Here is a 25,038-nt window from a genome sequence, read left to right as displayed (position 1 = left end):
GATCCTTACGCCTTGGAGTTCAATTCTTCGATGGTGTGGAAATGGTTGGTGTAGATACAGATATCACCGGCGATGTTTAATGCTTTCTCAGCAATATCGCGCGCACCCATTTCCGTGTTTTCCAGCAGTGCCCGGGCCGCTGCCTGCGCGTAAGGACCACCTGAACCAATGGCGATCAGGTCGTTCTCTGGCTGAATCACATCACCATTACCGGTGATGATCAGTGACGCGGTCTCATCCGCGACGGCCAGTAGCGCTTCAAGCTTGCGCAGCATGCGGTCGGTGCGCCAGTCTTTTGCCAGTTCCACGGCGGCTTTCACCAGATGACCCTGGTGCATTTCCAGTTTACGTTCAAAAAGCTCAAACAATGTGAACGCATCGGCGGTGCCGCCGGCGAAGCCCGCGATCACTTTGTCGTTATATAAACGACGGACCTTTTTCACATTGCCTTTCATAACGGTATTGCCCAGTGTGGCCTGGCCATCACCGGCGATAACGACCTGGCCGTTACGGCGTACGCTTACTATTGTTGTCACGAGCAGACCCCCTGGTTAGGAATACAGAACATAAGCCCCGTACAGGTACGGGGCTGAATGCAAGTATAGATGGGGGGGATTTTGGGGGTTTCAACCCCCGGAGGCGAGACGGATACAGTTTGTGTGACCGGCAATCTTCAGGCGACTAATGGTACCGTCGGCATTCTCTTTGCCTTTCACGGGCCCGATGACCACGCGATTCCAGCCGTTGCTGCTGGTGATGCGGGAGTCAAAACCTTCGAAAGCGAGCTGGGCCCGCACGGTTTCAGCCTGCTCTGCACCTTTGAACGAACCACACTGAACCATCCAGCGACGATCGTCTTTTTTCTCCGCAGTGGCCTTCGGCGCTTCGGTCTCATGCGTAATCGGCGCACTTTGCTGCGCTTTGGGTGCGGCTGCCGTCGTATGAGCCGGCGTTTGCAGGAGATCCTGATACGGCTGCTGACTACTGGTCGCCGGTTTCTGCGTTGGCGCCTGGCGCGGCGGCTGTTGTACCGGCGCATTTTGCGCCGTACGCGCTGGCTGCGTCCGCGGCTGCTCGTTCACCGAGTTTGCCCACTGCTGCTGTTGCTGAACCTGCTGCTGGGCTTGCCGTTGACGCTGCAACGTTTGCTGGCGCTGTTCCGCCGTCTGTTCATTCCACGGCACTTCGTTAAGCTGCGTTGGCTGCTGGCGCATATCGGCCTGCATCTGGGCAAGCAACTGGCGTTGTTCACCCGTCAGTTGGTCGGCATTCTGTACTTCACCTCCGGCGGAAGGTTCGGTTGGCGCACGCACACCCGGCTGACGGCTTTCGAGTTCTTTAATATAACGCCAGCGCTCTTCAGGTTTCGGCGGCAGGCCATTGCCTGCCACTTTCTGGCTCTGCAGCGTTTCGGATTCTTCTTTTTTGTGGTGAGTAATAAAGTACAGACCACCGATAAAGGCCACCACTACGGCTGCTGCAATCGCGACCATTGCTGGCGAGACAGCAGACGAACTGCGTTGCTTTTTCCTTGGGCTACTCTTTTTCTGCCGCGAAGGAGCCGACTGGCTGCGGCGTACATAATCTCGTTGTGCCACTATCGTTTCGCTGTATTTATTTCGTTTATCAGCCCGCCATGTTACTTAAGCGACGGGCTTTTGACCAGAAGAGGGATTCTGATAACCCATTTACGTTAGGTCAGCGCTTTTGTCGAGCCACGAATGATCAATTCGCAGTCCAGCAAGCGGGAACCACTACTGACATTATGTCCTTGCAGCTGATCCAGCAAGAGCAACATCGCTTCGCGCCCAATATCAAAGCGAGGCTGGGAGACGGTCGTTAGCGGTGGGTCGCAGAATTCTGCCAGGGAAATGTTATCAAAACCAATAATCGATAGATCGCTCGGGACCTGAAGACCACGGCGTTTGGCATGAGAAAGCGCACCGAGCGCCATGATGTCGCTATGGCAGAACACCGCAGTGGGCGGTTTCGGTAATGCCATCAGTTGCTCCAGGGCATGGCTGCCGGCGGCAAAGGTAAAATCACCGCGCGCAATATAATGAGGGTCAACGGTCAGCCCTGAGCGACGCAATGCCTGCACATACCCCTGCAGACGGTAGTGACAGAGCGGCATCTCTTCCGGCCCGGCAATACAGCCAATCAGCTGATGGCCCTGCTCACGCAGATAATTGACGGCGTTAAAAGCAGCGGTCAGGTTGTCGATATGCACGGTTGGTAGTTCGAGTTCAGGAGCGAACTCATTCGCCATCACCATCGGCGGCAGGTTGCGTTGCTCTTCTATGCTGGCATCGAAAGGCAGACGGGACCCCAGCAACAGCATGCCGTCGATCTGCTTGGTGATGATCAAATCAATAAAGGTTTTTTCCTGCTGATTCTGGTGAGCGCAGTCGCCAATCAGCACCAGGTAGCCATTTTCTGCGGCGGTGACTTCAATGCCGCGAATAATCTCGCTAAAAAAGGGATCGCAAATATCAGGCACAATCACCAGGATGGTGCGGGATTCATTACGTTTTACATTTCGCCCCATTGACTGCGGCAGGTAGCCCACTTCCATTGCCGCCTGCTCCACCCGATTACGCGTGGCCTGCGACACTTTGTCTGGATTCATTAATGCACGCGATACCGTTGCGGTCGACACGTTCGCTTTCAGGGCAACATCTTTCATGGTCGCTGCTGCAACCGGATTCCTGGTCTTCACCTTCTTCTCCTCGCCTGCGCGGGGCACGCGCAGAGACATTTTTATCAGATAGTTAACCAGACCGGTTACAGTATTTTCATCAAAAGTGTGATGAAAGTTAAATTTTTAGACCCGCCTCGCAACCTTAGCTCTCAGCCGGGTCCACATCCAGAGTCCACTTCACTTTGCGCGCTTCGGGCAGGGTATTGATGAGCGCCAGCGTGCCGCTGATAACCTGTTGCAAGCGAACGCGGGAAGGGTGCTGAAGTAAAAGCTGCCAGCGCCAGCGCCCGGCGCGTTTTGCAGCCAAAGCCGGGACCGGCCCTAACACCCATAGTTGCTGGTCAGCCAGCGGACTGGCCTGCAATAAATTCTTCAACTGTTGCAGGAAAAGCGGCGCCTGCTGATTGTTGTGATCTTCGGCGCGGATAATCACATGGCTGGTCCAGGGCGGTAGCTGCAGGGTCTGACGTTCAGCCAGAGCTTGCTCAGCGAAGGTGTCATAACCTTTATATAGAAGCGTTTGCAACAAAGGGTGCTCCGGGTGATGGGTTTGCAAAACCACCTCACCCTGTTTCCCGGCCCGGCCTGCACGCCCGGATACCTGAGTATATAACTGCGCGAAACGCTCGGCGGCGCGAAAATCCGCGGAGAACAGCGCTCCATCCACATCCAGTAACGCGACCAGTGTGACGTCAGGGAAATGGTGACCTTTAGCCAGCATTTGGGTGCCAATTAAAATACGTGCGCCCCCGCGATGAACATCCGCAAGGTGTTGCTCGAGTGCGCCCTTACGGCTGGTGGTATCACGATCCACTCGCGAGAGTGGTACATCGGGGAAGAGGGGCGTAAGTGCCTGCTCAAGTTGCTCGGTGCCCAGGCCGACAGGCACCAGATGGGTTGACCCGCATGAGGGGCACTGGCGTGGCACCTGGCGCTGGCTGTCGCAATGGTGGCAACGTAACTGGTGCTGAGACTGATGCAGCGTGTAGTAGTGATCGCAGCGTGGACATTCGGCAATCCAGCCACAGTCATGGCAGAGCAGGGCGGGAGCAAATCCACGGCGGTTGAGGAACAGGATGACCTGATTACCCGCCTGCAAATGTTGGCGCATGCGGTTAATCAGCGCTGGGGCTAACCCTGCCTGCAGCGCCTGGCCTTTTAAATCCAGCACATGCTGCGCGGCCGGACGCGCGCCACCTGCCCGGCGCGTCAGGCGCAGCATGTGATATTTCCTCGCCCGTACATTGTGCAGCGTTTCCAGTGCCGGGGTCGCCGAGCCTAAAATAATCGGGATCTGTTCGCTGTGGGCACGGTAGACCGCTAAATCACGCGCGTGGTAACGCCAGCCTTCCTGCTGCTTATAAGAGCTGTCATGCTCTTCATCAATCACGATAACACCCAGGTTCTTAAAGGGCGTGAACAGCGCCGAACGCGTACCTATTACTATCGCCGCTTCGCCGTTTTTCGCTTTCAGCCAGGCGGATAAACGCTCACTGTCGTTAAGGCCGGAATGCAATACCTCGACGGGAGCGGCAAACCGCTCGCGAAAGCGGGCAATGGTTTGTGGCGTCAGGCCGATTTCCGGCACCATAACCAGTGCCTGCTTACCCTGAGCCAGGGTATTTTCCAGCACGCTCAGGTAAACCTCGGTCTTGCCAGAGCCGGTAACACCGGCCAACAGCCAGGCGGAGAATCTGTCGTCTGCACTGCGGATCGCGCCCACGGCGGTGGCCTGCTCGGTATTCAACCGCAAGCGCTCGCCAGAGACGGAAAAATGAGTTCGCCAGTCCTGCCAGGCAGGTTCTTCGCTATTAAGCTCCGCCAGTCCTTTTGTACGCAGTGATTGCAGTGCGGCTTCGGTGAAATCCAGCTCTGCGACCTGATGACGCCAGATGCGCCCCTGGCGCAGGGCCGCCAGCGCTTGCTGCTGTTTGGGTGAGCGTTTGAGCGTATTAATGTCGACAGCCTGGCCCTGTTCGGTGGCAAACCAGAACCACTGCACGGCCGCGCTGGCCGGTTTCCCCTGCCGTAAAAGAATGGGCAGGGCATTGGAGAGCACGTCGCCAATCGGGTGGTGATAATAGTCAGCCGCCCACAGCAAGAGTCGCCAGAGCGATCCGGCGATCACCGGTTCGCTATCGAGGACCTCAGTGACCTCTTTTAGCTCATTGACAGGCAGCTCGCTCTGTTCGCTGACCGCGACCACTACCCCTATGCGCTCTTGTTTACCAAAAGGCACGCGTACGCGACAGCCTGCACTGGCGACCATGCTCTCAGGCAGGCGGTAGTCGAAAGTGCGAGGTAACGGTACGGGTAGCGCAACGTGGGCGACGGGCATTTCAGGATCCTGACTTGAAAACTGGCGGGATAGTATACACATTGTTAACGGTGGGGCGCGGATCAGTTTGCATACGCTGGTTAATTTCTGTATGATTCGCCGCCTTTGGTGCGTATTCGCGCAGCCAAAATATTATTGCCCGAGAATTTTGCGCCCCTACGGCGTGAAAGGCGACGGGAAATTATTAACATCGCGTGGTGTCTGGCGTTAGGGCTGGAAGAGCGACGCGGCCTTAAACTGAGGTTTCCCATGAAAAAAGGTATTCACCCAAATTACACCGAAATTACTGCTAACTGCTCTTGCGGTAATTCCATCAAAATCCGCTCCACCGTAGGTCACGACCTGAACCTCGACGTGTGCGGCCAGTGCCACCCGTTCTACACTGGCAAACAGCGTGATGTCGCTACCGGTGGCCGTGTTGACCGCTTCAACAAGCGTTTCAGCATCCCAGGCAGCAAGTAAGTTGCCCGATGAAAAAAGCGCCGCAAGGCGCTTTTTTTATGCCTGATTTCTGCCCGGCACACCCTCGCATCACACACTGATTGTCGTTTTCCTCTCCTGTTGCAGCGTCATCTCTGTTGATTTGGCACGCCGTTTCTTTTTTTAAGACCTATTGTTTCAGTTGGTGATGTCGCGCTTATCAACCTTTGCTTTTTTGCCATGAATGATAAACCCTGGCAAAATCTAAAAGGTTTGTACATTTACACTAAAATACAATTCTTCGCGTTGTGACACTTTTTTAAATCTGTAGCGTTGAATTTCACTTGTTATGCTGCCCTGGAAATTATCAGCTACATATTTTCTTTTATTGAATGACGTCAAAGAGGAATTTACATGAAGCTGAAATACGCACTGTTACTGCTGCCAGTAATAGCAGGGACTGCCCACGCCGGTTATGTAGATTATCGTCATGAGTATTATGATGATGGTCGTAACTATGACCGTGTTTATATATCCCAACGCTTTGCAAGTGGTTTTGGTGTCGCTGTAGAGGGTATTTCTCGTTCTGATGACGCGCAAGCCAAAAAGCCGCTAAATAACATGGAGTCAAACGGGGTCGAGTACACCGCCAGCTATCAGGCGACGTGGAATAACCTCATATGGCAGCCGGGTGTCGCCGTGGAAACCGGTGATAACATTGCGATTTATAAACCTTATATTCGTGTGCAGTACAACATCAACGAAAGCTGGTGGACTGCGTTCCGCTACCGTTATGAATACGCTCGTCGCAATGCGCAGGGCCGCGATGACAGACATTTAAGTCGCCCGGAAGCCTGGATTGGTTATAACACCGGGAACTGGATGTTTGAGTTAAATGGTTTTTATAAGTTTGCAGAAAATGAAAATATTTATAATAACACCAAGACGGATTATGAATATAACTTCCGCGTGGCCTATAAATATGGTTCCTGGGTGCCCTTTGCTGAAGTGGGTAACGTCGCCTCTGGTTATAATACCGCGACTACAGATGATCGCCAGACGCGTTATCGTATCGGCCTGGGTTACAACTTCTAATCCCCTCCTGTTCTGTGTCTAAAGAAAACGACGGCATATTTTTTGTCGTCGTCTTTCATCGCAATTTTAAGCTGAATATCGACTTTTCCAGATGCTGGATATAAATATGTCTGCGCACAAAACAGATCCGCGGGATTATCGGTCCTACACCTTCGGGAATTTTCCGCAGACAGGTGTGACAGCTTTTATTCGCCTGTAAACGGGCAACGCTCAGCGCGTAGCGTCAGCAGTGTAGCTGATTATTTGAGCTTATTTTTTGTGATGCATGTCACAAAATTCTTGCTGATTGTCTTCATCAGGCCTATGCTTTTCACAGCGAAAACGTCCATCAAACAACGCGTGAAAGGCGATAACCATGTTGAATGCAATCAAAAATGTCGTTGTGTCTTACTTCATTTCTCTGTCTGAAGTTCACCCTGAAGTGACACGCTTCTGATTCAGACACTGCACAACGCATAAAAAAGGCAGAAGATATCTTCTGCCTTTTTCATATCAGTATTCCCACGTATCGGGGTCGATACCCAGCTCACGCATGATCACTTTCGCTTCTTCCGGGATTTCATCACTGCGCTCTTTGCGCAGATCTTCATCGTTAGGCAGAGGCTGGCCGGTAAACGCATGCAGGAATGCTTCACACAGCAGTTCGCTGTTGGTGGCATGACGCAGGTTGTTGACCTGCCGACGCGTACGTTCATCGGTGAGGATTTTTAACACCTTCAGAGGAATGGAAACCGTAATTTTTTTTACTTGTTCACTCTTCTTACCGTGCTCAGCGTAGGGGCTGATATATTCGCCGGTCCATTCAGCCATGAGATACCTTTAATCCTCTCAGTCATTAATAGAAGGTCTGAACCTGGGTTACGCGCAGTGCCCGGACCATAATCTCGCGTAGTTTACCGTAGAGTCACTATCGTGACACGGTGTATCGCGCGACGTCGCTTCACTAAAGCATATAATTTTAACGGCTATTGCGCATTTGCTCAATCTATACGCAAAGAAGTTTAGATGTCCAGATGTATTGACGTCCATTAATCGAGTGTTTACTCTGTGACCTGACTTTTCATCCATTAAGCCAGGAAGCCTTCACCATGACGCGTAAACAGGCCACCATTGCAGTGCGTAGCGGATTGAACGATGACGAGCAGTACGGCTGCGTTGTCCCGCCTATTCATCTCTCCAGCACCTATAACTTCACCGGATTTAATGAACCGCGCGCGCATGACTATTCGCGCCGTGGCAACCCAACGCGTGATGTGACCCAACGCGCACTGGCGGAACTGGAAGGTGGCGCAGGTGCGGTGCTGACCAATACCGGCATGTCGGCTATTCACCTGGTGACCACCGTGTTCCTGAAGCCTGGCGATCTGCTGGTTGCGCCACACGACTGCTATGGTGGCAGCTACCGCCTGTTTGATAGCCTGGCGAAACGCGGGTGCTATAAGGTTTTGTTTATCGATCAGAACGATGAGCAGGCGCTAAAAGCTGCGCTGGCGCAAAAACCGAAGCTGGTACTGGTGGAAAGTCCGAGTAACCCATTGTTGCGCGTCGTGGATATTGCGAAAATCTGCCAACTGGCGCGCGAAGCCGGGGCGGTAAGCGTCGTCGATAACACCTTCCTGAGCCCGGCGCTGCAAAACCCACTGGCATTGGGTGCCGATTTGGTATTGCATTCCTGTACTAAATACCTGAACGGTCACTCCGACGTGGTTGCCGGCGTCGTGATTGCAAAAGAGCCGGAGACTGTCACGGAACTGGCATGGTGGGCGAATAATATCGGCGTCACCGCAAGCGCCTTCGACAGCTATTTATTGCTGCGCGGCCTGCGTACACTCTCCCCACGTATGGAAGTGGCGCAGCGCAACGCCCAGGCGATAGTCGATTTTCTGAAAACACAGCCGCTGGTGAAAAAACTGTATCACCCGTCGCTGCCGGATAATCAGGGGCATGAGATTGCCGCGCGTCAGCAAAAGGGCTTCGGGGCAATGTTGAGTTTTGAACTGGATGGCGATGAGCAAACACTGCGTCGCTTCTTAAGCGGGCTGTCATTATTTACGCTGGCAGAATCATTAGGTGGGGTTGAAAGTTTAATCTCCCACGCTGCCACCATGACACACGCGGGCATGGCGCCGGAAGCACGTGCCGCCGCCGGCATTTCTGAGACGCTGCTGCGTATCTCAACCGGCATTGAAGATGGTGAAGATTTGATTGCCGATCTGGAAAATGGCTTCCGGATCGCAGCTGAGGGATAAACATGAGTGTGAATGCGCAGGCAGGGGCGAAGGTACGTCAGCTGCACAAATTTGGTGGAAGTAGTCTGGCTGACGTGAAATGTTACCTGCGTGTCGCAGGGATCATGAGCGAGTACTCGCAACCTGATGACATGATGGTCGTCTCGGCGGCGGGGAGCACCACCAACCAGCTGATCAGTTGGCTTAAATTAAGCCAGACCGATCGCCTCTCTGCGCATCAGGTTCAACAATCACTGCGGCGTTATCAGAGTGAATTGATCGCAGGTCTGTTGCCCGCAGAGGTGGCGGACGGCCTGACCAGCGATTTCATTCATGACCTCGAACGCCTTGCGGGTCTGCTGGACGGCGGGATCACCGATGCGGTTTATGCTGAAGTTGTGGGTCACGGTGAAATCTGGTCGGCCCGCTTGATGTCAGCCGTGCTGAATCAGCAGGGACTGGAAGCCACCTGGCTTGATGCGCGTGAGTTTCTGCGCGCTGAACGTGCCGCTCAGCCGCAGGTGAATGAAGGGGCGTCCTGGCCACTGCTGCAACAGCTTCTGGCACAGCATCCGGGAAAACGCATCGTGGTGACGGGCTTTATCAGCCGCAACGACGCGGGTGAAACCGTACTGTTGGGGCGCAACGGCTCCGACTATTCTGCGACTCAGGTGGGGGCGTTAGGCGGTGTGTCTCGCGTGACTATCTGGAGCGATGTGGCTGGGGTGTACAGCGCCGATCCACGTAAGGTGAAGGATGCCTGTCTGCTGCCGTTACTGCGCCTGGATGAAGCCAGTGAGCTGGCCCGTCTCGCCGCACCCGTGCTGCATGCCCGCACGTTGCAGCCGGTTTCGGGCAGTAACATCGATCTGCAACTGCGTTGTAGCTACAACCCGGAGCAGGGTTCCACTCGTATCGAGCGTGTGCTGGCCTCCGGCACGGGCGCGCGTATTGTCACCAGCCATGACGATGTCTGCCTGATTGAGTTTCAGGTGCCTGCCGGGCACGATTTCAAACTGGCGCAAAAAGATGTCGATCTGATTCTGAAACGCAGCCAGGTGCGGCCGCTGGCGACAGGGGTGCATGCTGACCGCAACCTGTTGCAGCTTTGCTACACCTCTGAAGTGGTGGAGAGCGTCTTTAAACTGTTGGATGAAGCGGGATTGCCCGGTGAACTGCGCCTGCGTCAGGGGCTGGCGCTGGTCGCGCTGGTGGGAGCGGGCGTTTGCCGTAACCCGCTGCATAGTCACCGTTTCTGGCAGCAGTTAAAAGGCCAGCCGGTCGAATTTATCTCCCAGTCCGACGAGGGTATCAGCCTGGTGGCGGTGCTGCGTGTCGGGCCAACGGAAAGCCTGATTCAGGGGCTCCACCAGTCGCTGTTCCGTGCGGAAAAACGGATTGGTCTGGTGCTGTTTGGCAAAGGCAACATCGGCTCACGCTGGCTGGAGCTGTTTGCTCGCGAGCAAAGTGCGCTCTCTGCACGTACCGGGTTTGAATTTGTTCTGGCCGGCGTGGTGGACAGCCGCCGCAGCCTGCTGAACTATGAAGGGCTGGACGCCAGCCGGGCGCTGGCCTTCTTTAATGATGAAGCCGTTGAGCAAGACGAAGAGTCGCTGTTCCTGTGGATGCGTGCACACCCTTATGATGACCTGGTGGTGCTGGATGTCACCGCCAGCGAGCAGCTTGCTGACCAGTATCTGGATTTCGCCAGTCACGGTTTTCACGTTATCAGTGCTAACAAACTGGCCGGGGCGAGCGACAGCAATAAATACCGCCAGATCCATGACGCCTTTGAAAAAACCGGGCGTCGCTGGCTCTATAACGCCACCGTCGGCGCGGGGCTGCCGGTCAATCACACCGTACGCGATCTTATCGACAGCGGTGACAGCATTCTGGCGATCAGCGGGATTTTCTCTGGCACGCTCTCCTGGCTGTTCCTGCAATTTGACGGTACCGTCCCGTTCACCGACCTGGTGGATCAGGCCTGGCAGCAGGGGCTGACTGAGCCGGACCCACGCGTTGACCTTTCCGGTAAAGACGTGATGCGTAAGCTGGTGATCCTCGCCCGTGAAGCGGGTTATGACATCGAGCCGGATCAGGTGCGTGTGGAGTCGCTGGTGCCAGCGCATTGCGAAGAGGGTTCCGTGGATCACTTCTTCGAAAACGGCGATGAACTGAATGAACAGATGCTACAGCGTCTGGAAGCGGCGCGTGAAATGGGCCTGGTGCTGCGCTACGTGGCGCGTTTTGACGCCAATGGTAAAGCACGCGTTGGCGTGGAAGCGGTACGTGAAGAGCATCCGCTGGCGGCACTGCTGCCTTGCGACAACGTGTTTGCCATCGAAAGTCGCTGGTATCGTGACAACCCGCTGGTGATCCGGGGCCCCGGTGCCGGGCGCGATGTGACCGCCGGGGCGATTCAATCGGATATCAATCGTCTGGCGCAACTGCTGTAGCCCGTATGTTTTCTCCCTCTCCGTATGGGGGATCTCCAGAAAGATGACGTTTTACAGCGATAACGCAGCGCAATGAGAACACAACAGTTAAAGCGATGACTGGGTCCGGCTGAAAATCGGCGAAGCGTATCCGCAAGGCCGGGGCGACGCGCAGGGATGCGCGGCGAGGGCGACTTTACAGGGAGGTTACCTTCGCCCGTCCCCGATAAGCCTGAAGGAGAAGCTGAGTGGACCGCGCCAGCGGCGATTTTCCTGGCCGGGAGCCCGGGTCGCCAGGGTGGTGGCGGTGAACCACCCTGGCACGTTCACGGGTTCTGGCGCTACAGAAAAGCAAGGAACATAAGGTGAACGGAATGACCCTCAGCGCCGCATGTTTCCCCTCACCCTGGCCCTCTGCCCCAAGAGGAGAGGGGACCGATCGTGCTCGCATTTTTTGTGGGGAGCCTTCAGCACTAAATACTTCCCCCCCTCCCATCCTGAACCTTTTTCATCTTCGCTGAGCATTCCTCACACATAATAGTGATTTTCCGGTTGACGCCCGTCGGCTTTTCCGTCATTTTTACATCCAGACGTCTAAACGGATAGATGTTTGTAGCGCAATAAATAACAACACGCGATTGATGAGGTAAGGTATGAGCTTTTTTCACGCCAACCAGCGAGAAGCCCTGAATCAGAGCCTGGCTGAAGTGCACGGACAGATAAATGTTTCCTTTGAATTTTTTCCGCCGCGCACCAGTGAAATGGAACAGACTCTCTGGAGCTCCATCGATCGTTTGAGCAGCCTTAAGCCGAAGTTTGTCTCCGTGACTTACGGTGCGAACTCCGGCGAGCGCGACCGCACCCACAGCATTATCAAAGGCATTAAAGACCGTACCGGTCTTGAAGCCGTGCCGCATCTGACCTGTATCGACGCCTCCCGTGATGAGTTGCGTGCTATCGCCAAAGACTACTGGGATAACGGCATTCGCCATATCGTAGCGCTGCGCGGTGATTTACCGCCGGGCAGCGGTAAGCCGGATATGTATGCTGCGGACCTGGTCACCTTACTGAAAGAGGTGGCGGATTTTGATATCTCCGTTGCGGCCTACCCGGAAGTGCACCCGGAAGCGAAAAGCGCGCAGGCGGACCTGTTGAACCTGAAGCGCAAAGTGGATGCCGGGGCTAACCGTGCGATTACCCAATTCTTCTTCGATGTGGAAAGCTATTTACGCTTCCGTGACCGCTGCGTGACGGCGGGCATCGATGTAGAGATCATTCCGGGCATTCTGCCGGTCTCTAACTTCAAACAGGCGAAGAAATTTGCTGACATGACCAACGTGCGCATTCCGGCATGGATGTCGCAAATGTTCGCCGGGCTGGATGACGATGCAGAAACCCGCAAGTTAGTGGGGGCGAGCATCGCCATGGACATGGTGAAAATTCTCAGTCGTGAAGGGGTAAAAGATTTCCACTTCTATACGCTGAACCGTGCGGAAATGAGCTACGCCATTTGCCACACCCTGGGCGTACGCCCGGCGCTCTGATTTTGCCCTTCAGGCCGGGTGTTCGCGTCACCCGGCCACGCTAAACGCTACCTTTCCTGCGCAAAAGGTGGTGTGCACATCATAATTATCTTCCAGCACCACAATATCGGCATCGTATCCGCGCTGTAGTTTTCCTTTATGTCCATCAACGCCGAGCAGCCGTGCCGGATTGAGCGTGCAGGATTTTAGCGCTGCGCCAAAAGGCACCATTGCCCCTTCCACCATATTGTATAAACCGCGGTTAAGATGCAGCGTACTGCCGACCAGCACGCCATTTTCCCGTCGTGTTGCGCCATCTTCACCCAGGATCATCGGCTCGCCGCCAAACATATAGCGGCCGGGCGGGCAGCCTTTCGCCTTCATCGAGTCGCTGATCATGATGACATCATCGTCATTTTTCACCCGATAGAGATGAGAAGCCGACACCAGGCTGACGAAGATGCCGTCGGCAATCACTTCGCCGTACAGCCCGTCCAGACGAAAAGCGGCCCCGAGAAGCCCCGGTTCACGATTCACATACTTTGCCATACCGTTGTAGACATGAGTAACGTTCTTCGCGCCATTGGCGACGGCTTCCAGCGCCTGCTCAAACGAGGCGTTTGAGTGCCCCATATTGACGGCTATTCCTTTTTGCGCGCAGTAGCGGGTCAGGGCAAGACCTGCATCTTCTTCCGGTGCGAGAGTGATCGCGATAATGCGATTATGCGCCGCTTTCTCGAAGGCTTCGAACCCGGCAATACTTGCCGGGCGAATCTGTTTTTCCGGCTGAGCGCCGCGATATTGCTGGCACAGGAACGGGCCTTCAAGATGAATGCCGAGGATCTCCGCGCCGCGGTAATCCTCATCCATCACCCGTGAGATATTACCAAGTGCGGCAAGCAGCGTGGCATCTTCGTCCGTCACCGTGGTGGGGCAGAATGCGGTCACACCTTCAGCAGGCAGATTCGCAGCCCAGCGGCGCAGACCTTGCGGGTCGTTTTCATTGGTATCGTAATCCCATCCGCCGTGAGCGTGGCTGTCAATCAGGCCGGGGATGATCCGCCGCTTGCCAAAATCATAGGTCGCGTTGTCTGCCAGGCCCAGGGCGATGTGGCTAATACGGCCCTCCTCAACGGCAATGTGCGCCGGGTAAAAACCGCCGAACAACCAGACTCGTTCACTTTGGATAACCATATCTCACCTCAGAGAAGGAATAAGTGATGCCGCTTCCTGGTCGCAAATGATGGTTACGTCAGAGTGAAGCAACAGGAAGGAGGCGGGGAACAACGGGTCGACGCGCTTGCAATCAAAGAGCTGTTTCATGACCTGCGCTTTCGATAAGCTGTTGGCAATCAGTACGATTTCTTTGCTTTTGAGGATGGTCCCCATGCCGAGGGTAATGGCCTGGCGTGGCACCTCTTCACGATGGGTAAAGAAGCGGGCGTTGGCTTCAATGGTCTCTTCATTGAGATCGATAATATGACACACCGGGCTATGAGTGGCATGGGGTTCGTTAAAACCAATATGCCCGTCATGACCGATACCGAGCACGGTCAGATCAAAATCACCGTGATCGACAATGGCCTGTTCATAGCGGGCGCACTCGGTGAGAAGGTCATCTGCCAGCACGTCAGGTACAAAGCGGTTTTCCACCGGCAGGTTGGCATGCTGATAAAAATAGTGGTCGAGGAACCAGTAATAACTCTGGGGATCCTCTTTTTTCAACGGAATGTACTCATCAATGTTGAATGAATAAGCCTGGGAGAAATCAACCTTTTTCTGCTGCGCCATGCGGCTCATTTCCTGCAGCATGCCGATGGGGGTGCCGCCCGTGGGCAGCGCCATCACCAGCTCGGGCTTGCGTTCCAGCGCTTTCGCCACACGCCAGGCAGCCAGCGCGCTCATGGCGTCATAGTTTTCAGTGACAGTGAAATTCAGCATCTGTTTTCCTTAGCCGCCGAGGGTGGCTGTCAGGCCGATCTCTTCGGCGTACTGTTTTGTCTGGTCAATGATCTCCGGTACCAGGGGGGGAAGATCGTTGAGTAGGTAAGGCATATCGAGCTTGTGATATTTGCCGATACCGTAAATGTGGTACGCGAGGATATCCACTTGCAGCACGGCGCTGCCAAGGCTGTGGATAAAATCGAGGCGTTTACGGATATCGTCTGGTCGATCGTTTTGCGTGGGCACGATCACCATACGCGCAAGAATAGGTTTTCCCATCGCGGCGATCGCTTTGGCGTTTTCCAGGATCAGGCGGTTATCGACACCGGTGCAGGCGAGGTGGATTTCGGGATCGAAGGCTTTAATGTCGTAAGAAACCAGGTCGACCGCGTCTACGAGCGGCAGTAGTTTCTCCCGGCGAATATTGCCAGCGGTGTCGAGACATACATGCACGCCCTCGGCTTTGAGCAACTGCACCGTTTCATGGACAAATTCCGCCTGTAACGCGGGTTCACCGCCAGAGAAGGTGACGCCGCCGCCGCTGGTGTCGTAAAAGGCTTTGTCGCGCAACAGCAGATCGGCAAGCTCACGGGAGGTCATCTCTCTGCCAGCTTTTTCGTAGGCGTCGTAAGGGCAGACGTCCACCATCTCGATCAGGTTGCTGCACTGCTTACGGTCAATGTTTACCCCCTCGCCGGGTTCGGCGAGAGTGATGGAGTTATTGACCGCCGCCTGTACGCAGGAACCGCACTGGCGGCAGCGCTCTTTGAACCAGAAGACGTTGAAACCAGGCCTGAGCGTCTCCGGATTCGCGCACCACAAACAGCGAAGATTGCACTGCTGCATAAAAACCGTCGTTCGCAGCCCCGGGCCGTCTTTGGTGGAGTAGCGTTGAATGCGGGAAATCAGGCCAGTTTTCATATTATCTCCATATATACCCTGGCTGTTTACCAGGCCAGTTCTGTACGGGCAATAATCGCGTCCTGCGCTTCCGGCATCAGCGTCGAGAACAGCGCGCAATAACCGGCGACGCGGACCATCAGGTTCGGATAATCTTCCGGGTGCGCTTTGGCGGCGCGCAGGATATTCGAGTCGATGATGTTGAACTGGTTGTGGAAGATGTTCTTCTCGCGGCTGGCTTCCATGAAGTTGGTGAATTTCTCCAGGTTGTCGTCGCCTTCCAGCGCGCTCGGGGTGAACTTCATATTCAGCAGCTGACCGCCGGCGATTTTCTGATTCGGCAGCTTGGCCACGGAGTTGATCACCGCCGTTGGGCCTTCTTTGTCTGCGCCAAGGCACGGTGATGCGCCTTCGTTCAGCGGCAGGGTCGCCAGACGACCGTCCGGGGTTGCGCCGACGTCAAAACCGTTTGGCACATAAGAGGTGATGTTGGAGGTGGACATGGTGTATCCACAGCCCTTCGGACCTTTGCCATAACGGTCAGTTTTGTACTTCGGCAGCAGTTTCAGATAGGACTCGAACACGTCGGCGACGATATGGTCGACATAGTCGATATCGTTACCGAACTTCGGCGCGTTGCGGCACAGTTTGCGTACGCGGGCGCCTTCGATGCCGTCGAAATTGCTGTCCATGGCATCGCGCAGCTGTTTCAGCGTCAGCACCTTGTCATCAAAGACCAGCTTTTTCACCGCGGCCAGGCTATCGCCAACCACTGAAGGCCCGATATTGGAGGAGCTGACGAAGTCATACTCGGCGCCGCCGTTTTTCAGGGTTTTGCCGCGTTCCAGCGAGCAGTTAATCGTGGCTGAAGCAAAGGCATCGGCATCGTGATATTTCAGCGCGCGGTCGCAGACCAGGTCGCAGTCCACCGCCAGGTCGGAGTAGAACTCCAGCAGTTGGTTCCACGCGGCCCAGACTTCGTCATAAGATGCATAATTGATCTCACGACCTTCTTTACCGTTCACTTTCACCAGCTGTACGCCAGTTGCTGGATCGCAGCCGTTGTTCATCACCAGCTCAAGGATTTTGCCGAAGTTAACGTAGGTCATACCGGTAGCGCGGTGTCCCCAGCGGCCCGGGATCGCGGTTTCCACGCAGCCCATTGAGGCATATTCGCGCGCCACTTCTTCCGTCAGGCCGAGGGTCATCATCGCCGGGATAACCACTTCGTCACAGAAGATGGACGGCATACCGAAACCTTTGCGGATAAGCTTCGCGGAGTCCTGCATCAGCGAGTGCGGAGTGTCTTTGGAGAAGCGCACGCTCAGGTTTGGCTCCGGCAGGCCGGTCAACGCCATCGCTTCCAGAGACAGATAGGAAAGGTCGTTGGTACCGTCGGTGCCGTCCGGCTTCATACCGCCAACCATCAGGTTAGAGTAGAGCGGGTAGCCGCCGCTGTACTGGGTGTGGCCCCACGGGCGAACTTTGTTCAGGCTGTTGGTCATGATGAAGAAGTGGGTCAGGATCTCCAGCGCCTTCTCTTTGCTGATTTTGCCGGAGTTGATATCCGCTTCGTAGAACGGCCAGACGTACTGGTCGAAACGGCCGAAGGAGAAGGAGTGACCGTTACTTTCGATCATCATTAACAGGTGAGTCAGATAGACGGTTTCGACGGCTTCGTAGAAATTCTGTGCTTTGCCTTCCATCAGGTGGGCGAACATGTCGCTCATCGCCAGCAGCTCATCGCGGCGTTTAGCGTCTGCGGTTTTCCCAGCTTCCTCTTTCGCCAGTAGCGAGAAACGTTTGCAGTAATTCAGCGCGGCATCCATGGTGATGATGACGGCCTGATAGAAATCGGTCTGTTCTTCGGTCAGGTCTTTGTCTTCCGCCAGATGCTGTTTGGCGATATCGCGCATCCCGCCGTAGCCCACTTCCAGGACAAAGTCATGGTTAGGGATAATGTGCCCGTCGCCAGACATGCTGATGCCGCCGCGGTGCAAGACCCCCTGTTTTTCTGCCAGGCGGTTAATTTGCGGCAGGTTAGCCAGCACTTCGTCCTGATGGGTTTTGCCCTGCCAGTAATCCTGCAATACACGCAGACGCGCTTTGGTCTCTTCGCTCACCTGGAAGCTATCGCCGGAGCGTTTATCAAACTCGTCCAGTTCATCGATAACCCAGTTAAATGAGAACTCCGGGAAGACGGGGGCGGCAAAATTGGCGCTCGCCTGGTTACCAACGATCAGCATGTCCGGTTCGATATAGATGGTCATTTTTTCCAGAATATCGGCCATCGCAAGCGCCCGGCGAATCACAATGGATTTACCTTCGGAGCGTTTGAAGGATTCGGTGATGATCTCGGCGCGCTCCGGGCAAAGGGTTGCCACGCGATGAAACATCTGATCCTGTTTTTTGGCGATACGATCAAAATCGCAATCGTTGTTGGTGGGTTTGAAGCTAAGCAATCCGTTCATAAATTCCCTCACTGGTGAAGTGGTTTTTATGTATTTCATGCCTGGGGTGTGTTTTTGTCAATCAAAAAGTGATCTATTTTGTTCCTTTTGTCACAAATAAATCTAAATAGAACATAAAAGAGCACTAAAAAACACAAGCGCCCGTTCAGGGCGCAGGAGGTTATTCGGCGCTGTCGGCCAGGATAAGTTCAGCAGAGTGGCTGGCGAGAAGGGATAAAACGTCGGCTGAAATGCCGCTTTGGCTAATCACTACATCAAAGTCGCCAAGTTGCCCGTGGGCTGCCAGGAAGGTTTGACCGAATTTACTTTTGTCGGCCAACAGAATTTTCTGCCGCCCGGCACGCGCCAGCGCACGCTTCACATGGGCATCAGTCATTTTCGGGACGGTCAGTTCACCTTGTTCGTTGATACCCTGGGTGCTCAGAAAGACTTTATCGGCATGCAGGGTACTGAAGAATTCGGCGGTGCTGAAAGAGACCATTCCCTGCGTATCGTCCTCGTACTCGCCAGGCGCGACAATCAGCTTGATGTTGCTGCGCCCCTTGAGCAGGTTAACGACCGGCACAGAGTTTGTTATCACCATGATTTTCTTGTCGAAAATACATTGCGCGAAGGCCAGTGCCGTTGTGCCGCAGTCAATAATGATCGTATCGCCATCTTCCACTAAATCAGCCGCTTTTTGCCCGATCAGGTGCTTATCATCAACCATTTGTATGGATTTGAGCTGAAAGCTGGGTTCTACGCTGGCGCCGCTGGTGAGATAAGCGCCGCCGTAGCTGGTTTTCACAATGCCCTGCTTTTCGAAGAAGGAGAGGTCGCGGCGAATGGTCATTTTGGTGACGCCAAACTTCTCCGCCAGCTCGTTAACCACAACCTTTTTTTCCTGTTGCAGAATGGCATAGATGCTCATTCTTCTGTCTGATGATTGCATGAGGAGGATTCACAAAGGGAAAAACGCACTATAAAGCACATACATTGTCGTGACAATATGGCTTAAAAGGAACATAAAGAAACACTCCCGGGGATGCCGGGAGTGTGAAAGGGTTATTCCCAGTCTGCAAGGAAGCGCTGACCGTACTGGTCGGCGACCAGCAGCGCGGCGTACACCTGATCTGCTGTCGCGCCACCCGGCATATTGTGGATGGTTTCCCCTTCGGCGCAGGCCGCTTCTGCCACGATGCGCATTTTGGCCGGGATATCGTCAGTGATATCCAGCTGTGCCAGGGTGATCGGCAAACCAACGGTGTGACAGAGTGCGGCAACGGTTTCAATCTCTTCCGCTGACGCATTTTCCAGTATCAGCTGGGTGAGTGTGCCAAAGGCGACTTTTTCACCATGGTAATAGTGGTGTGCATCCGGAATAGCCGTCAGGCCATTGTGGATAGCATGTGCTGCTGCCAGGCCACCGCTTTCAAAGCCGACGCCGCTCAGAAAGGTATTTGCCTCTACAACCCGCTCCAGCGCGGGAGTGACCACATGCTGCTCGGCGGCCAGCATTGCTTTCTCGCCTTCGGCGATCAGCGTGTTATAGCAAAGCTCTGCCAGTGCTAATGCTGCCTGAGTGCACTGGCCACCGGCCATCGTAGTGGCACCGCTGCGGGAACAGGCGCGGGCTTCAAACCAGGTTGCCAGCGCATCGCCAATCCCCGCCGCCAGTAAACGTGCCGGCGCCCCTGCCACAATTTTGGTGTCGACAATCACACGGTCCGGGTTATTGGGCAGCATCAAATAGCGATCAAACTCGCCATCATCGGTGTAGATGACCGACAGCGCGCTGCAGGGGGCATCCGTGGAGGCAATAGTCGGGGCGATCGCCACCGGAACGCCCATAAAATGGGCCAGCGCTTTCGCGGTATCCAGCGTCTTACCGCCGCCAATACCGAGCACGGCGCCACACTGTGCGCTTTCTGCTATCGCGCGCAGCCGATCGATTTCATTTTGCGAACATTCGCCCCCGAAAGGCACCACTTCACAGGCGAGATCGGCATCCGCCAGACTTTTTTGCAGCGCTTCCTGAGCGAAACCTAAAACAAATTTGTCTCCCACAACCAGCCAACGTGCTGCCAGTGGTTTGAGGTATTCACCGAGACGGGTGATAACATCTGCACCCTGAATATATTTGCCTGGGGATTGAATAATGCGGTCCATACATGTCCTCCATTCTGGCTCTTCAGGCCGCGGGTTGCGGCCTTTTCGCCGGGTTACAGGTTGAGATTGCCAAATGCGTTGTTCCAGTCCTGTTCAAATTTTTCTACTGCTGACTCTACCGCGGGGGTATTGAGCATTTGTTGCGCTACGTCTAAAGGAAGGGTGATCGCTTCACAACCTGCCAGCAGGCAGTCCAGCGCCTGGCGAGGCGTTTTGAAGCTGGCAGCCAGCACTTTGCTTTCCGGTGCATGCAGTTCCAGCAGGCTTTGTAGCTCCTGAACCATGCGGATGCCATCTCCGCCCTGGGCATCGACGCGGTTTACGTAAGGGGCAACGTATTTTGCTCCGGCCAGCGCAGCCAGCAGCCCCTGGGAGGCGCTGTATACCGCAGTGCCCAGAGTAGGGATGCCTTCTTTTTTCAACAGCTTGATAGCGGCCAGACCTTCAAAGGTCACCGGGATTTTTACCACGATACCGGGTACGGCGTTGCTCAGACGTTTGGCTTCTTCAACCATGCCCTGCGCGTCGCGGCTCATGGTCTGGGCGAACAAAATACCTTCCGGGCCGACCGCTTTTTGCAGGCGCGGTAACACATCCCAAATGGACGCTTTACCCGCAGCGATGATGCTCGGGTTGGTGGTAACGCCGGCCAGCGGGTAGATACGCGCCAGGCGTTCAACTTCGTTCACATTGGCGGTGTCCAGATACAGTTCCATGATGCTTCCTCTTAATTTCCCCGAATAATTTCTGCCTACAGGATACGAGGGGAATGAGAGGGGACGCTACGCGACATTTCTGCCAAAAACTGGACAAATGTAATGTCCGAATCAAAGCATGATCTGCATCACGTTTAGGTGCCATAAAGTCATTAAGCGGCTGATAACGTGAGATTTAACAAGTGGTAAGAAGTGTGGATATTACAAAAATCCAGAAAATAGCATTTTTACACGCACGCCTTAACGGCGAGCTACTGCGGTTGTTTCTCGGTTAACTGACTATGGTACTGCCGACGATACTCTGACGGCGAACGCTCCGTATTCTTGCGAAACAGGCGACAAAAATAGTTACTGTCGACGAACCCACAGGTGTACGCGACTTCTTTCACCTTCAGGTCATAACCCTTGAGCAGCGCTTTGGCGTGTTCGAGGCGCGTGTGATTAAGGTACTCGTTAAAGCCAATGGAACCGGTTTTCTGAAACAGATGGGAGAGGTAGTTAGGGGAGATGTAGAAAGACTGCGCCACAGATTCCCGCGTCAGCGGCATGGCGTAATGTTCGTCGATATAGTCGCGAATGGCTTCGAAAAGTGCCCGACTTTTGGATGCGGTTTGGATCTGACTGCCGAGCAAATCCTGACAGTGGCTCAGCAGACTGGCGACAATTAAGCGGGCGGTTTGCTGCTCTTTAGGCTGCATCTGTATTTCGTGCAGCGTTTGCAACAGGAAGGAACCGATACGCGGCCCCCGGCGGGCAACATGCTGTTTCGTCAGATTATACAGTTCTTCGCCATCCCAGCGCGTCACGCTGAACCCCAACTGTTGCTTGCCGAACAGAATACTTAATGTGGTGGCGGGCGTTGACCACTGCGGGAAGTTCCAGCCGCCAGCGGGCACGTATAAAACATCATGTTCCACCATGAATGATGTCTCACCGGCGAGCCCCCCATCATCCAGCTTTCCTTCCAGCAGAATTTCCAGACGAGGAAAATCTACCTGAAAAGCCTGAGAGGGCGCGGGTCCTGTTGCACCGATAAAGTAAATCTGGCGCAACGGGGCCGGGCCGTTGATCAGGCGAGAGAGAAGGTGGCTGACATCGTAATTCATGGTTTTTTATCCTCGCTCGCGAACCGCATAACCTTAACGGGCAGCATAAAAAAAGGCCACACCCGGTGTGGCCTTTTTGCTCAACGCTGTGAAGATTAGCCGGTATTACGCATACCCGCTGCCACACCGGCGATGGTGACCATCAACGCCTGCTCAACGCGGCGATCCGGCTCTTTCCCTTCCTCTTCCGCTTTACGCGAACGATGCAGCAACTCAGCCTGCAGGACGTTTAGCGGGTCGGTATAGATGTTACGCAACTGAATGGACTCGGCAATCCATGGCAAATCGGCCATCAGATGGGAGTCGTTAGCGATGGCCAGCACCACGTTGATGTCTGCTTCGAGCAGCTTACGTAACTCTGAGCCCAGCGCCCACAGTTCCGGGGAAACCAGACGCTGATCGTAGTACTCAGCCAGCCACAGGTCGGCTTTGGAGAAGACCATCTCCAGCATACCCAGACGAGTGGAGAAGAACGGCCAGTCACGGCACATGGCTTCCAGTTCGCTCTGTTTACCATCTTCCACTACTTTTTGCAGCGCGGCACCCGCACCCAGCCAGGCCGGAAGCATCAGACGGTTCTGCGTCCAGGCGAAGATCCACGGAATGGCACGCAGAGACTCTACGCCACCGGTTGGGCGACGTTTCGCCGGGCGGGAACCGAGCGGCAACTTGCCCAGTTCCTGCTCTGGTGTGGCAGAGCGGAAGTACGGCACGAAGTCTTTGTTTTCACGCACGTAGCCACGATACATATCGCAGGAGATATCCGACAGCTCGTCCATAATATGACGCCAGTCATCTTTCGGCTCCGGCGGTGGTAACAGGTTCGCTTCCAGAATGGCGCTGGTATAAAGCGTCAGGCTGCTGATGGTGACTTCCGGCAGGCCGTATTTAAAGCGAATCATCTCGCCCTGTTCGGTCACGCGCAGGCCACCTTTCAGGCTTCCCGGCGGTTGAGAGAGCAGCGCAGCATGTGCTGGTGCGCCGCCACGGCCAATGGAGCCGCCGCGACCATGGAACAGCGTAAGTTCAATGCCCGCTTTTTCGCAGGTTTTGATCAATGCATCCTGCGCCTGATACTGCGCCCAGGACGCTGCCATCACGCCCGCATCTTTTGCGGAGTCGGAATAGCCAATCATCACCATCTGTTTGCCCTGGATAAAGCCACGATACCAGTCGATGTTCAGTAACTGGGTCATAACATCATCCGCGTTGTTCAGGTCGTCGAGCGTCTCGAACAGCGGTGCGACAGGCAGCGCAAAACCAATGCCTGCTTCTTTCAGCAGGAGATGTACTGCCAGAACGTCGGAGGGGGTTTTCGCCATTGAAATGACGTAAGCGGCCACGGAACCACGCGGTGCTTCAACGATAACTTTGCAGGTATCGAGCACTTCGCGGGTCTCTTCGCTCGGCTCCCACTGGCGAGGCAGCAGAGGACGTTTGGAGTTCAGTTCGCGAATGAGGAAAGCTTGTTTGTCGGCTTCGGACCAGCTCTCATAATCGCCGATACCGAGGTAACGGGTCAGTTCCCCCAGCGCTTCAGTGTGACGGGTGCTCTCCTGACGGACATCGATACGCACCAGCGGCACGCCGAAACACTTCACGCGACGCAGCGTATCGAGCAGTTCGCCATTGGCGATGATGCCCATGCCGCAGGCCTGCAAAGATTTGTAGCAGGCGTAGAGCGGTTCCCACAGCTGCTCATTTTGGGTTAGCAGCCCAGCCGGTTTCGGCAGTTTCTGCCCTTTCAGGCGCGCTTCCAGCCAGGTTTGGGTCGCCATCAGCTGGCTACGCAGTTTTTTCATCAGATAGCGATACGGTTCCTGCGCCCCTTCGGCACCGGCCAGATCGCGAAGTTCATCCGTACACTCGACCATCGAAAGCTCAGAAATCAGTACCTGAATATCTTTAAGGAACAGGTCGGTGGCTTTCCAGCGACTCAGCAACAGAACGTGGCGGGTGATATCGGATGTAACGTTTGGGTTGCCATCACGGTCACCCCCCATCCAGGAGGTAAAGCGGACGGGCACAAAATCAACCGGGAGTTTGTAACCGAGGTTCTCTTCGAGCTGTTCATTCAGCTCACGAAGATAGCTTGGCACCCCTTCCCACAGGCTGTTTTCCACCACGGCAAAGCCCCATTTGGCTTCATCGACCGGGCTTGGACGGTGCTTACGGATTTCATCGGTATGCCATGACTGAGCAATCAGTTGGCGCAGACGGCGCATCAGCTGATGACGCTCGTAATCAACGATGTCTTTGTTGTCCAGCTGCTTTAAGCAGGTGTTAACTTCCACCATTTTGTGGATAAGCGTGCGGCGGGTGATCTCAGTCGGGTGGGCGGTCAGTACCAGCTCCAGCGACAACGACTCCACTGCCTTCTTGATGGTCGCTTCATTGAGATCGGGTTGGTCTTTCAGTTTACGCAGAGTACGAGCAATCACTTCCGGGTTGTTTGCGGCTTCGCCTTTTGGCGAAATGCTGTGGTATTGCTCAGCGGTATTGGCAAGATTCAGAAACTGGCTGAAGGCACGCGCCACCGGCAGCAGTTCATCATTGGACAGGTTTTGCAGCGTGTTGAGCAACTCCTGACGATTGACCTCGTTACCAGCACGTGAAGATTTGGACAGCTTACGGATAGTTTCGACCCTTTCAAGGATGTTCTCTCCTAGCGCATCCTTGATGGTATCCCCCAGCAGCTTGCCGAGCATACTGACATTACTACGCAAAGCGGAATATTGTTCGTTCATGTTAACCCAGACACCCCATCTCATTTTATTTTGTTATATCCACCGTCCTGCAACGTGAAACGGATAGATATCAGACACCGCCTTTTATAAAGCCACGTAAAACCCACGGCGTCAATTGCGGCGAAATCGGTTCAGCAAACGAATAAAAGGCGTGAATTTATGAAATTTAATTCGCTTTGCCGCTGATAAGTATTGCTTATGGAATTGTGAATAACGTCACGACGTTTCCTCCCCATCCCGAAGGTGACATAGCGGTATGGGGAGGG

At 54.7% G+C, this 25,038-nt stretch carries 19 protein-coding genes; 5 read left to right on the top strand and 14 right to left on the bottom strand.

The window, feature by feature from the left end; all coding sequences use genetic code 11:
• Positions 1-5: 5 nt before the first annotated feature.
• The 4 genes from hslV to priA all read right to left on the bottom strand — a co-directional run bounded on the left by hslV (position 6) and on the right by priA (position 5,039).
• A complete protein-coding gene (gene hslV / locus ACUY4Q_RS23510) occupies positions 6-536 on the bottom strand; it encodes an ATP-dependent protease subunit HslV (RefSeq protein ID WP_458045017.1) in 531 nt (176 codons plus the stop codon).
• A 90-nt stretch (positions 537-626) separates the two neighbouring features.
• Positions 627-1,598: a cell division protein FtsN gene (ftsN, locus tag ACUY4Q_RS23505; RefSeq protein ID WP_458045016.1), complete on the bottom strand. Its 972-nt coding sequence runs from the start codon at positions 1,596-1,598 to the stop codon at positions 627-629.
• A gap of 95 nt (positions 1,599-1,693) precedes the next feature.
• The gene (gene cytR / locus ACUY4Q_RS23500) at positions 1,694-2,758 is read right to left on the bottom strand and encodes a DNA-binding transcriptional regulator CytR (protein WP_458045015.1); all 1,065 of its coding nucleotides are present in this window, start codon (positions 2,756-2,758) and stop codon (positions 1,694-1,696) included.
• A gap of 85 nt (positions 2,759-2,843) precedes the next feature.
• Positions 2,844-5,039, bottom strand: a complete 2,196-nt coding sequence (gene priA / locus ACUY4Q_RS23495) for a primosomal protein N' (protein ID WP_458045014.1) — start codon at positions 5,037-5,039, stop codon at positions 2,844-2,846.
• Between the two features lie 249 nt (positions 5,040-5,288).
• On the opposite strand from priA, the gene rpmE reads away from it, so the two are divergent.
• Positions 5,289-5,501 carry a 50S ribosomal protein L31 gene (rpmE, locus tag ACUY4Q_RS23490; protein ID WP_437432262.1) on the top strand — a complete coding sequence of 71 codons (213 nt, stop codon included), beginning with the start codon at positions 5,289-5,291 and terminating at the stop codon, positions 5,499-5,501.
• Positions 5,502-5,873: 372 nt separating this feature from the next.
• Positions 5,874-6,554, top strand: a complete 681-nt coding sequence (locus tag ACUY4Q_RS23485) for an oligogalacturonate-specific porin KdgM family protein (protein ID WP_458045013.1) — start codon at positions 5,874-5,876, stop codon at positions 6,552-6,554.
• A gap of 492 nt (positions 6,555-7,046) precedes the next feature.
• On the opposite strand, the gene metJ is transcribed toward ACUY4Q_RS23485, so the two are convergent.
• Positions 7,047-7,364, bottom strand: coding sequence for a met regulon transcriptional regulator MetJ (metJ, locus tag ACUY4Q_RS23480; RefSeq protein WP_437888660.1), 318 nt, complete (start codon positions 7,362-7,364; stop codon positions 7,047-7,049).
• 278 nt (positions 7,365-7,642) lie between these two features.
• Here metJ and metB point away from each other — a divergent pair, with 278 nt between their 5' ends.
• From metB to metF, 3 genes are all read left to right on the top strand, one after another.
• On the top strand, positions 7,643-8,803 hold the full coding sequence (metB, locus tag ACUY4Q_RS23475; protein WP_458045012.1) for a cystathionine gamma-synthase: 1,161 nt from the start codon (positions 7,643-7,645) through the stop codon (positions 8,801-8,803).
• Between the two features lie 2 nt (positions 8,804-8,805).
• Positions 8,806-11,238 (top strand): bifunctional aspartate kinase/homoserine dehydrogenase II, encoded by a 2,433-nt coding sequence (locus ACUY4Q_RS23470; RefSeq protein ID WP_458045011.1) that lies wholly within the window; start codon positions 8,806-8,808, stop codon positions 11,236-11,238.
• Between the two features lie 632 nt (positions 11,239-11,870).
• Positions 11,871-12,761, top strand: a complete 891-nt coding sequence (gene metF / locus ACUY4Q_RS23465) for a methylenetetrahydrofolate reductase (RefSeq protein WP_458045010.1) — start codon at positions 11,871-11,873, stop codon at positions 12,759-12,761.
• Between the two features lie 27 nt (positions 12,762-12,788).
• On the opposite strand, the gene nagA is transcribed toward metF, so the two are convergent.
• From nagA to ppc, 9 genes are all read right to left on the bottom strand, one after another.
• On the bottom strand, positions 12,789-13,934 hold the full coding sequence (nagA, locus tag ACUY4Q_RS23460; protein ID WP_458045009.1) for an N-acetylglucosamine-6-phosphate deacetylase: 1,146 nt from the start codon (positions 13,932-13,934) through the stop codon (positions 12,789-12,791).
• Positions 13,935-13,937: 3 nt separating this feature from the next.
• Positions 13,938-14,681, bottom strand: coding sequence for a glucosamine-6-phosphate deaminase (locus ACUY4Q_RS23455; RefSeq protein ID WP_458045008.1), 744 nt, complete (start codon positions 14,679-14,681; stop codon positions 13,938-13,940).
• Between the two features lie 9 nt (positions 14,682-14,690).
• Positions 14,691-15,605 carry a glycyl-radical enzyme activating protein gene (locus ACUY4Q_RS23450; RefSeq protein WP_458045007.1) on the bottom strand — a complete coding sequence of 305 codons (915 nt, stop codon included), beginning with the start codon at positions 15,603-15,605 and terminating at the stop codon, positions 14,691-14,693.
• A gap of 26 nt (positions 15,606-15,631) precedes the next feature.
• On the bottom strand, positions 15,632-18,055 hold the full coding sequence (locus ACUY4Q_RS23445; protein ID WP_458045006.1) for a glycyl radical protein: 2,424 nt from the start codon (positions 18,053-18,055) through the stop codon (positions 15,632-15,634).
• Positions 18,056-18,215: 160 nt separating this feature from the next.
• Positions 18,216-18,965 carry a DeoR/GlpR family DNA-binding transcription regulator gene (locus ACUY4Q_RS23440; RefSeq protein WP_458045005.1) on the bottom strand — a complete coding sequence of 250 codons (750 nt, stop codon included), beginning with the start codon at positions 18,963-18,965 and terminating at the stop codon, positions 18,216-18,218.
• Positions 18,966-19,099: 134 nt separating this feature from the next.
• The gene (gldA, locus tag ACUY4Q_RS23435) at positions 19,100-20,203 is read right to left on the bottom strand and encodes a bifunctional L-1,2-propanediol dehydrogenase/glycerol dehydrogenase (protein WP_458045004.1); all 1,104 of its coding nucleotides are present in this window, start codon (positions 20,201-20,203) and stop codon (positions 19,100-19,102) included.
• A gap of 53 nt (positions 20,204-20,256) precedes the next feature.
• On the bottom strand, positions 20,257-20,919 hold the full coding sequence (gene fsa / locus ACUY4Q_RS23430) for a fructose-6-phosphate aldolase (RefSeq protein ID WP_458045003.1): 663 nt from the start codon (positions 20,917-20,919) through the stop codon (positions 20,257-20,259).
• Between the two features lie 251 nt (positions 20,920-21,170).
• Entirely contained in the window at positions 21,171-22,025 is an 855-nt protein-coding gene (locus ACUY4Q_RS23425) for a helix-turn-helix transcriptional regulator (protein ID WP_458045002.1), read from the bottom strand.
• A 95-nt stretch (positions 22,026-22,120) separates the two neighbouring features.
• Complete coding sequence (gene ppc, locus ACUY4Q_RS23420) at positions 22,121-24,772, bottom strand: phosphoenolpyruvate carboxylase (RefSeq protein WP_458045001.1); 2,652 nt, start codon at positions 24,770-24,772, stop codon at positions 22,121-22,123.
• Positions 24,773-25,038: the final 266 nt, after the last annotated feature.

The organism is Phytobacter cepae, from assembly GCF_054165735.1.
This window is presented reverse-complemented; position numbering and strand designations above follow the sequence as displayed.

Bases quoted from the DNA above. Each gene is read 5' to 3' on its own strand.
- cytR (WP_458045015.1), bottom strand. From the start codon at position 2,758: ATGTCTCTGCGCGTGCCCCGCGCAGGCGAGGAGAAGAAGGTGAAGACC.
- priA (WP_458045014.1), bottom strand. From the start codon at position 5,039: ATGCCCGTCGCCCACGTTGCGCTACCCGTACCGTTACCTCGCACTTTC.
- rpmE (WP_437432262.1), top strand. From the start codon at position 5,289: ATGAAAAAAGGTATTCACCCAAATTACACCGAAATTACTGCTAACTGC.
- ACUY4Q_RS23485 (WP_458045013.1), top strand. From the start codon at position 5,874: ATGAAGCTGAAATACGCACTGTTACTGCTGCCAGTAATAGCAGGGACT.
- metJ (WP_437888660.1), bottom strand. From the start codon at position 7,364: ATGGCTGAATGGACCGGCGAATATATCAGCCCCTACGCTGAGCACGGT.
- metB (WP_458045012.1), top strand. From the start codon at position 7,643: ATGACGCGTAAACAGGCCACCATTGCAGTGCGTAGCGGATTGAACGAT.
- ACUY4Q_RS23470 (WP_458045011.1), top strand. From the start codon at position 8,806: ATGAGTGTGAATGCGCAGGCAGGGGCGAAGGTACGTCAGCTGCACAAA.
- metF (WP_458045010.1), top strand. From the start codon at position 11,871: ATGAGCTTTTTTCACGCCAACCAGCGAGAAGCCCTGAATCAGAGCCTG.
- nagA (WP_458045009.1), bottom strand. From the start codon at position 13,934: ATGGTTATCCAAAGTGAACGAGTCTGGTTGTTCGGCGGTTTTTACCCG.
- ACUY4Q_RS23455 (WP_458045008.1), bottom strand. From the start codon at position 14,681: ATGCTGAATTTCACTGTCACTGAAAACTATGACGCCATGAGCGCGCTG.
- ACUY4Q_RS23450 (WP_458045007.1), bottom strand. From the start codon at position 15,605: ATGAAAACTGGCCTGATTTCCCGCATTCAACGCTACTCCACCAAAGAC.
- ACUY4Q_RS23445 (WP_458045006.1), bottom strand. From the start codon at position 18,055: ATGAACGGATTGCTTAGCTTCAAACCCACCAACAACGATTGCGATTTT.
- ACUY4Q_RS23440 (WP_458045005.1), bottom strand. From the start codon at position 18,965: ATGAGCATCTATGCCATTCTGCAACAGGAAAAAAAGGTTGTGGTTAAC.
- gldA (WP_458045004.1), bottom strand. From the start codon at position 20,203: ATGGACCGCATTATTCAATCCCCAGGCAAATATATTCAGGGTGCAGAT.
- fsa (WP_458045003.1), bottom strand. From the start codon at position 20,919: ATGGAACTGTATCTGGACACCGCCAATGTGAACGAAGTTGAACGCCTG.
- ACUY4Q_RS23425 (WP_458045002.1), bottom strand. From the start codon at position 22,025: ATGAATTACGATGTCAGCCACCTTCTCTCTCGCCTGATCAACGGCCCG.
- ppc (WP_458045001.1), bottom strand. From the start codon at position 24,772: ATGAACGAACAATATTCCGCTTTGCGTAGTAATGTCAGTATGCTCGGC.